7 protein-coding genes are annotated in these 7,820 nt (G+C 43.1%); 2 read left to right on the top strand and 5 right to left on the bottom strand.

What is annotated here, in order from left to right; genetic code table 11:
* The 5 genes from FH749_08680 to FH749_08660 form a co-directional block, all read right to left on the bottom strand.
* On the bottom strand, positions 1 to 668 hold a 668-nt coding region (locus tag FH749_08680), incomplete at its 3' end, for a hypothetical protein (GenBank protein ID MTI95549.1).
* Between the two features lie 38 nt (positions 669 to 706).
* Positions 707 to 1,783: a hypothetical protein gene (locus FH749_08675; protein ID MTI95548.1), complete on the bottom strand. Its 1,077-nt coding sequence runs from the start codon at positions 1,781 to 1,783 to the stop codon at positions 707 to 709.
* A gap of 431 nt (positions 1,784 to 2,214) precedes the next feature.
* Positions 2,215 to 2,571 carry a response regulator gene (locus FH749_08670; protein ID MTI95547.1) on the bottom strand — a complete coding sequence of 119 codons (357 nt, stop codon included), beginning with the start codon at positions 2,569 to 2,571 and terminating at the stop codon, positions 2,215 to 2,217.
* Positions 2,572 to 2,756: 185 nt separating this feature from the next.
* Entirely contained in the window at positions 2,757 to 3,863 is a 1,107-nt protein-coding gene (locus FH749_08665) for a response regulator (GenBank protein MTI95546.1), read from the bottom strand.
* Positions 3,838 to 6,963, bottom strand: coding sequence for a response regulator (locus FH749_08660; GenBank protein ID MTI95545.1), 3,126 nt, complete (start codon positions 6,961 to 6,963; stop codon positions 3,838 to 3,840). Before FH749_08660 ends, FH749_08665 begins: the two co-directional genes overlap by 26 nt.
* A gap of 201 nt (positions 6,964 to 7,164) precedes the next feature.
* Here FH749_08660 and FH749_08655 point away from each other — a divergent pair, with 201 nt between their 5' ends.
* Positions 7,165 to 7,428, top strand: coding sequence for a PDZ domain-containing protein (locus tag FH749_08655; GenBank protein MTI95544.1), 264 nt, complete (start codon positions 7,165 to 7,167; stop codon positions 7,426 to 7,428).
* A gap of 207 nt (positions 7,429 to 7,635) precedes the next feature.
* The coding region (locus tag FH749_08650) for a hypothetical protein (GenBank protein MTI95543.1) at positions 7,636 to 7,820 on the top strand (185 nt) is incomplete at its 3' end.

The raw sequence follows: 7,820 nt of genomic DNA, 5'->3' as shown, positions 1-7,820 counted from the left end.
TCGGTTCCGGCAGGAATATTGCCCCAGTCTACTTCTACCCCTTGATTCACTATTATTTCTCCGTACCAATCCATGGGCAAGCCATACACATAGCCGGTTTCAAAGTAGGCATAGGAGCTGAGGATATTATAATCATCAACAACCCTGGCCCCTAACTGCCATTTTGCGTTGCCGATGGTTTCCCGGGCTATTTTTCCGATAGTTACAGGGATTTTGATTGTGCAAATATCCGTACGTTCAGCATTGAAATCTGTCGGCAATACTGCACTATCTACATCCAGTTGCCAAGAACCGCTAGCCCCTGTAAAGGCTAAAGTTCCTGTACTTTTCCACCAATAAATTTCAATCATCTCGTCCGACCGATAGTTTGTAATAGAGTTCATATCAGTTCCGGATACTTCCCCACCATCCTCATCATACCAGAGCTTAACCACCAATTTATCAACCGTCCCAATTCCATCGGCATCGGAAATGTCGAGTTCGATAATGTAGTCTTGCTGGGGTGTCAGGGTTTGTGCCGGGCTAGTTCCATCACTTTGATACACTCGAATACTCTCAATTTGTGGGGTCGAAGCAATGCCAAAGGTCCCGGTTACATCACCGGAAGCCAGACCTAAGGACGGCACAGCCAACAAAAGGATCAGGGTTAAGATGAACGCTCTTTTCATTTTCGCACTTCCTTTCAATATTCTTTGGCTTACCTGGGTTACTCATGGTCATTAAAAATTCCGAAGGTAATACTGCCGGAATAGGTGCCAACTGTGAACTCCGTAGCCAGCTCAATGAACAAGTTATAATCGGCTGGGTTGGCAACTTCTTCCCCTTCTGCAGTGGTGCCAACAAATACTGCTCTTTCATTGCCTGTCTGGATGGAAACAAAAGCATCCTCACTTGAATCTAGGGTTTCAGCCGCGGAATGGTCCTGGGTTTTCCCAACTTTTAAGCTGAAATTGTTAGCTACGGTCGGATCCATCGCGACCCGGGAGGCCTGTCCCTCCCCAACGATTAGGTCCCACTCTTTAGCTGCCTTAGCCTGCTCACCGTAAGTCCCATTGGAAAGGTAAGAAATTCCCTGGTTTAATTCTTGGCGGGCCTCGTCATCACTGTACTTAGTTCCCCCGGGAATATTGCCCCAATCAACTGCTGTGTTTTCTTCCACCACTATCTCCCCATACCAATTCATGGGCAACCCGGCGGTGCCGTTTTTTTCATAGTAAGCTTCACCTTGAAAGGGATCATCTGGTGTATGGAGTTCATCCTTGGCATAGACGCCGATCATCCAGGCATCGTCATCGGTGGTGGTCTCCATGGCCAGTTTGCCAATAGTCACGGGAATGGTATAAGATGCTGTGGTATCAGTATGTTGTTCTATAATTGCTTCACCCACATCCCACGACCCCTTGTTAAAAGGAATAAATATCGCTCCAGTTTGTGAGTAGCACAAAAACACAAATCCCTTATCAGGATATGGGATTTGAGAAGAGTCCGACATAATGGTATCGGTTATTGCCCCATCCACGTCATACCATAATCTGACTTCTAAATTCAGAACGGTATCAATCCCATCTTCATCGCTAACATCAATCTTGATAAAGTACTCTTGCTGGGGAGTTAATGAAGTGGCAACCTCTGTACATGCCTCATTCGTATAAACTTCAATGCCCGTCACTTCCGGGGCATGGGCGACGCCAAATTTTCCGGTTACATTATCAGAGCCTTGTGCAAAAACCACCGTCGGCACGATTAGCACCAAAACCAAGGCAAAAACATGTATCCTTTTCATTGCTAACCTCCTTGTATATTAGAGTAGTAGTACATGACTCCAAACTACGGATTTACTATCCCGTATGTCATGTGGGACAATCGATTCTTGCTGTTTGCGACGTAGTTGCTCTCCTTGAAGCCTGCTCCATAATAGACTGACTTATCTTTGCGGGTAGGCAATAAGCGTGGTACAGAAATGTTTGGTCAGCAGCTCCTGGGTAGACAATAACAGGGTAACCGGCAGCAAGGGTAGCGTTTTCTTCATGGCTGTCTGTTTTTAATAAACTTCACCTCCTTGTTAATCTGTATAAAATCCGGCCTTAAAACTTAGACTCGGGCATATACACCCCACTGCAAAAAATGATAACTTTATTGCAAAATGCCTTAACTTTACCTATTTACTTGAGTATACAAGTCGCTTTTCATCAAAATTTCACCAAATAAGTCGAATCATCTGCTTTCTTGTCGCACGTCTTTAAAATGTTGCTCCAACTTTTCCACCTCTAACGGGTAGAGCAAGTAGCCTTGAACGCCTATTTCAAAACCCTCCAGGGCGTAATCCCCATCTTCGGCAATTAAGATAATTCGAATTTCGGAATTTAACCGCTTAATTTTTTCCGCCGTTGTCAGTCCCGGTATTTGACTCTCCCCCAACTTGATGAGGCAGCAGTCTGGTGGGCGTTTACTCAATTGCTCTATAAAGCGGATATTGTCGTCAAAGACCTTAATCTCATTAACATGCTTAATTTGTGATATACAGGTTATAATCTGATCATTGCCTTTATTGGCAAGAATGTATACTCTCAAAGCAGCTCACTCCCTTACTACAAAAATAACTGGGCAACCGATGACAGCCCCAGTTGGGCACTTGGAAATTATACAAGTGACCTCTCACCAATTTTTCACCATCTCAAAATCCCTATAAAAAAAGTTGCCTTCCGTCGTAGACAGAAGGCAACCTCGTAAGTTTTTTAGTTGTGAGCTATTACCTGCTATAAAGTAAATCGGTTGATAGATTGATAAAGTTCATAAATCTTTTCGTTTGGCTGTAAGCCAAGCTCATCTTTAATTAACTCGGTATATTCTTTAAAATGTTTAATGGCTTTGCTCTGTTCTTCTGTATAAAGATACAATTTCATAAACAACTCAGTAACTCTTTCCTCATAAGGGTTAATCTTATAAGCTTCCTTTAGTTTATACTCTGCCTTGGAATATTCCCTGTTTTCTATGCAAAGGACGGCAAGAGTAATCAGACATTGTTGCATCAGATTCTCTAACCTTGTTCTTTCACCTGTTGCCCAGTGGTAGTACTCTCCTTCCAGATAATCCCCCCCAAACTGCTCCACAATTTCTTCTAATGTCTCAATACTATCATCACTGTTTCTTTTCAATTCATTCACTCGGCCGACATCATAGTCAACAGCCCCTAGTTTCAGGTTATAACTGTTGTCGATGCTGACCAAAGATCTATCTATCCCGTACTCCTCCAGCGCTTTGCGAATATAGTAAATTCCGTTGTAAAGCTGGCGAATGGCTCTATCGGGATTATCATTGGGCCAGAGCTTATCCAAAAGCAGATCTTTGGAAACATTGTTGCCCTGGCTGTGTAACAGGAATGCAAACAGCTCTCTGGTTTTCTCGGCCCGCCACCTGATTGGCTCCTTACCTTGCCAGCCAACCTGAAATCTTCCCAAACATTTTATCTGCAGCTTTTTTGCAGTATTCTCAACCTCAGTTGGCTTTTTCAGCAGCCGTTCTACTGATTTTTTAAACCTCGGAGGATCGATGGGCTTTAAGATGTAATCCAGGGCATAAAGTTCAAAGGCTTCTACAGCATATTGATCATAGGCTGTCACAAAAACAATATCAGTTTCAGGGTTTGCCGCGTTTATTTTTGAGGCGACATCGGTTCCCATTAGTTGTGGCATGTTAATATCGAGAAAAACCACATGTGGTTTCAGCAGTTCAATTTCGTTGATTGCTTTGATTGGGTCTGTGTATGTGCCTATTATTGATATTTCCGGAAACTCTTTTAGCAGATTTTCTATTCCTCGCAGGGCCGGGCGCTCATCATCAACAAGTACCGCTGTTGTTTTCACTCCAGTTCCCCCTTTTTATAAGCGGAATACACCACCAAATTTCCGTGCCCTTTCCCGGGGTGCTGCTTATTTGAAGTCCTTTTCCATACAATCTGAGTAATCGATTGTTAATATTTGATAAGCCCACACGGCCTGTATGTTCATGCCTTAGAATACTGGTAATCTTTTCAGAATCAATCCCCACACCGTTATCTTTGACTTTAAAGCGGTAGGCATCATTGCTTTCTGTTATCTGTATCTCAATCCTGCCTCCTTCAGTTTTGGGTAGAATTCCATGGTTCAGGGCATTTTCAACAACAGGTTGAAGCATCAGCATTGGGACTTTAACTTCCAGGTTATCTGGCAGGTGATAAACTACCTCAATTCGCTCTTCGAAACGGGCTTTCTCTATTTCCAGATAAGTTCTCACTAGCTCTATTTCATTCTTTAGCGGTACAAGCTGACTATAATTGTTAAAAGCAAAGCTCCTTCTTAGGTAATTGCTAAACTCTGTAATCAGCCTTCTGGCTTCATCGATATCATACAAAGAGATTGAAACAAACGTGTTTAATGCATTAAAAAGGAAATGGGGCTTGATTTGGGCTTGCAGAAACGCTAACTCAGAAGCTTTGGCTTTTTCTACGGATTGCTTAAGCTGTATGAGGGTCTTTACCCTGGCAAGAAGTTCCTCGGTGTCAAAAGGTTTGCCCAGGTAATCATTTGCTCCGGCATCCATGCCCATGACCATGTCGTTGATTGACGTTCTTGCAGTCAGCATCAACACTGGCAAATCTGAAACTGAATGAGTTTTTCTGATCTCGCGGCAAATATCATATCCGGACAATCCCGGTAACATCACATCTAGAATGACGAGAGAGACGTTATGTCCAGTGGCCCTAAATTCTCTATAAAAATCCTCACCGGATGTAACCGACGTTAATGAGTAGTTTTCTAATCTGAGAAGTCCGGTTAAAGACAAAAGGTTATTTATGTTATCATCAACCAGTATAATATGCGGGCCGTTGTTTTTGATCCTGTAAGGCAGCTCAAGCGTGTTATTGTCATAGTATCCAGCAGCTGCACTCTCAGCTTTAGTTCTCTCAATGGGCGATAGGCTTTCGGTAACGGCAGCGTCGGTCGCAATGGGTAGCGAAAAAGTAAACTGGGATCCAACGCCGACCTGTGACTTAACCTTAATTTCCCCGCCGTGGGCCTCAACCAGGTATTTGGTAATAGATAGCCCCAGACCCGTTCCCACACGTTTCCGGGTCAGGGAAGCTTCTAGCTGCTGGAAAGATTCAAAAATGACGTTCTGTTTGTCGGGTGGGATACCTATCCCGGTATCCTCAACACGCGTTTCAACTATATCGCCCGCCGTCGCTGAAGATATCTTGATTTGCCCTGCTTCCGTGAATTTTAACGCATTGCCTATAAGATTATAAAGTATTTGTAGCAGCCTGTTTTCATCAGCGTAAACATTTGGAACATCCTCCGGTATATCAACAATAAGCTGCACATTATTTGATCGATGAAGCTTTTCCAGAACGTAGACGACGCTTTCAACAACACGTTTTAGATTCAGTGATGTTTGATTCATTTTCAAGTCCATATTTTTAAGTTGTTCGTAATCCAGAACATCATTGATTAGGTTGGCCAGCCGCTTACCGCTTGAAACAATCACGGAAAGGTTTATTTGTTGATTTTTATTTATTGGTCCTTCGGTTCCTCTGGAGATACCATCGGCGATATTGATAATCGTGTTTAAGGGGGTGCGCAGCTCATGCGTGGTATTGGCCAAGAATTCATCTTTGAGCCGATTAAGCTTAACCAACTTATCCGATAAAACCCTGGCTTCATTAAAGGTTTGTGAAAAGCGTCTGGCTAGGATGAAGGCTTGCAAGAAAAGAAATATCAGAAACCCAAAGGAAGAAAGTTCCCCAAAACTCGGATTTATAACATTGTTATGGAAAAGGGTATCGTGCACAATCCCCATGGCTATAATCAGGACACCAGCGATTATGAGTCCCGAATCCCCTTTCATTTTGGGGTAGCCCTTAACTGCAATAAACAAAGTATACGACAGGATTACTATCATGATTGCTTGTATAACAGTAGCCCAGCTTGTAAAAATATGAACGGGGAAAAGGTGCACTAGCAAAGATACTAAAATTGCGTATGTAACAGATAGTTTTTTTGCTTTAACGGAAGTATAATCCGGGAAAAGTTCTCCCAGCAATAATAAGAGAGCTATAGGAGCCCAGATTGCGGTAAAATAATCGATAATCAAAATAATATGGTAGCTGTCTCCGGGGAGTATTCTGTCAATGATATAGTCTCCGTAAATAGACGTCCTAGCAATTGCAATTAGGCACATTATTGAAAAATATAAACTGCTTCTATACTCCATATGCATAAGGTAAATACAGAGATAGTAAAGAGCCATGATAAGGAAAGCGCCGATTAAAAACATATCTTTATAGCCTATGGTCCTGTCATAACTTACTACATCATTAGCAGACCCTAAATAAACTGGGTACCACGCACCTCCACGCGCATAGGAATAGTTTGTGACCTGCAAAATTATATCAAAGTCACTGGATGGTACAGTGAATTGGGCTGCAACAGGGCGATATTCCGGTCGATAACTCTCTTGGTTCGTACTAACTCTGCCGTTTGAAGCAATCAGGAGGTCATTTATGTACAAACTGTAGGCAGTAGAAACAGTAGGCATCCTGATTGCCATCTGCTGCCCAGCATACGCATTCCTAACCTTGAGCCTATAGGTTGCATACCCAAAGCCGGGCAGATTTTCGCCATTAAGGTCATAACTATTCCATACTTTTGGCACTTCAACCAGCAAATCTGGTTGGCGAGTTCCGTTACGAAAATGCTCGTAGGTAAGCAGTTTTTCCCAGTAGAACTCCCATTCGCCATTGAGGTTAATCAGACCTTGCTGAGCAGAGGTCCAGTTGGACAAGTCAATGGCACCTTGATCAAGAACCGGTATTTCATTGTTTGTCAGTGCGTTTTTCAGGACTCCTAAGAAACTAAAAGCTACAATTAACAAGAGTATTCCAGCAGACAGTAATTTGGGTGGCTTATGGCTGTTGCTTAAGTTCATTTTATTTCGCCCCCCATATCTTGAATTGATGTGAAATCAATTTGATGGTTTTAAGAAAAGTTTGAGTAGCATCATACCATCAGTTTTAAACTGTGTTTGGCTAACCGTTTTGTCTTGAAAAAAGGTTGTCCCAACCTGTCTCAGGCTGTTTATTGTGCTTAAGCGCATTATATCAAAGATTGGCATATTCTTTAATCTTTTATTGGACCAATTTACGTAGCTGCAATTGTAATTACTGTAAAATCTTTGAAGGTGGAGCCACCGCCCGGGCTTCCTGCCGATATTGCAGGCATTATTGCTGAGGATATAATCATTGAGGTTCAGGGAATTGCCATACAGAGTCTGCGAGATCTCCGCCAGGTGTTAAGCGATAGCGAAGTCGGAGAAACAATTGAAGTTACAGTTTTGCGGGGGGCAACGACGCTAACATTCGAGGTGGTGCTGGCTGACCAAAGTTCCCTCTAAACTTAAGTAAATAATTGCTTGAGAAGGGGAGGCGAGAATCCCAGTTGCCAGTGGCCCATGGCCAAGGACAGCTTTTGTCATCACCCCATGCTATACTTATCTCAAACAAAGAATTACTCCCCCCCGGGAGTTTTTCTGCGTTTAAGGGCGCGTAACCGCTGGAGATTCAGCCGTGTATACATTCAATACAAAACAGGAGGTGTTAGAATGGCTAATTTGTGGCTGTGGTTTCCCGATGCCCAGGAGAGGCGCGAGTATGTAATTCAACTACTGGGTCTGGAGTCCACGAAAAAAGAGGCGTTGGCGTTACAGGAGGAATATCTGGCAGGTTTAGATGCTGGCAAAACCTACAGTCCGTGGTTTGGCCTGGAAGGCCAATTCTACATGAACAT

The organism is Bacillota bacterium (assembly GCA_009711825.1).
Taxonomy (GTDB): domain Bacteria; phylum Bacillota; class Proteinivoracia; order UBA4975; family VEMY01; genus VEMY01.
This window is presented reverse-complemented; position numbering and strand designations above follow the sequence as displayed.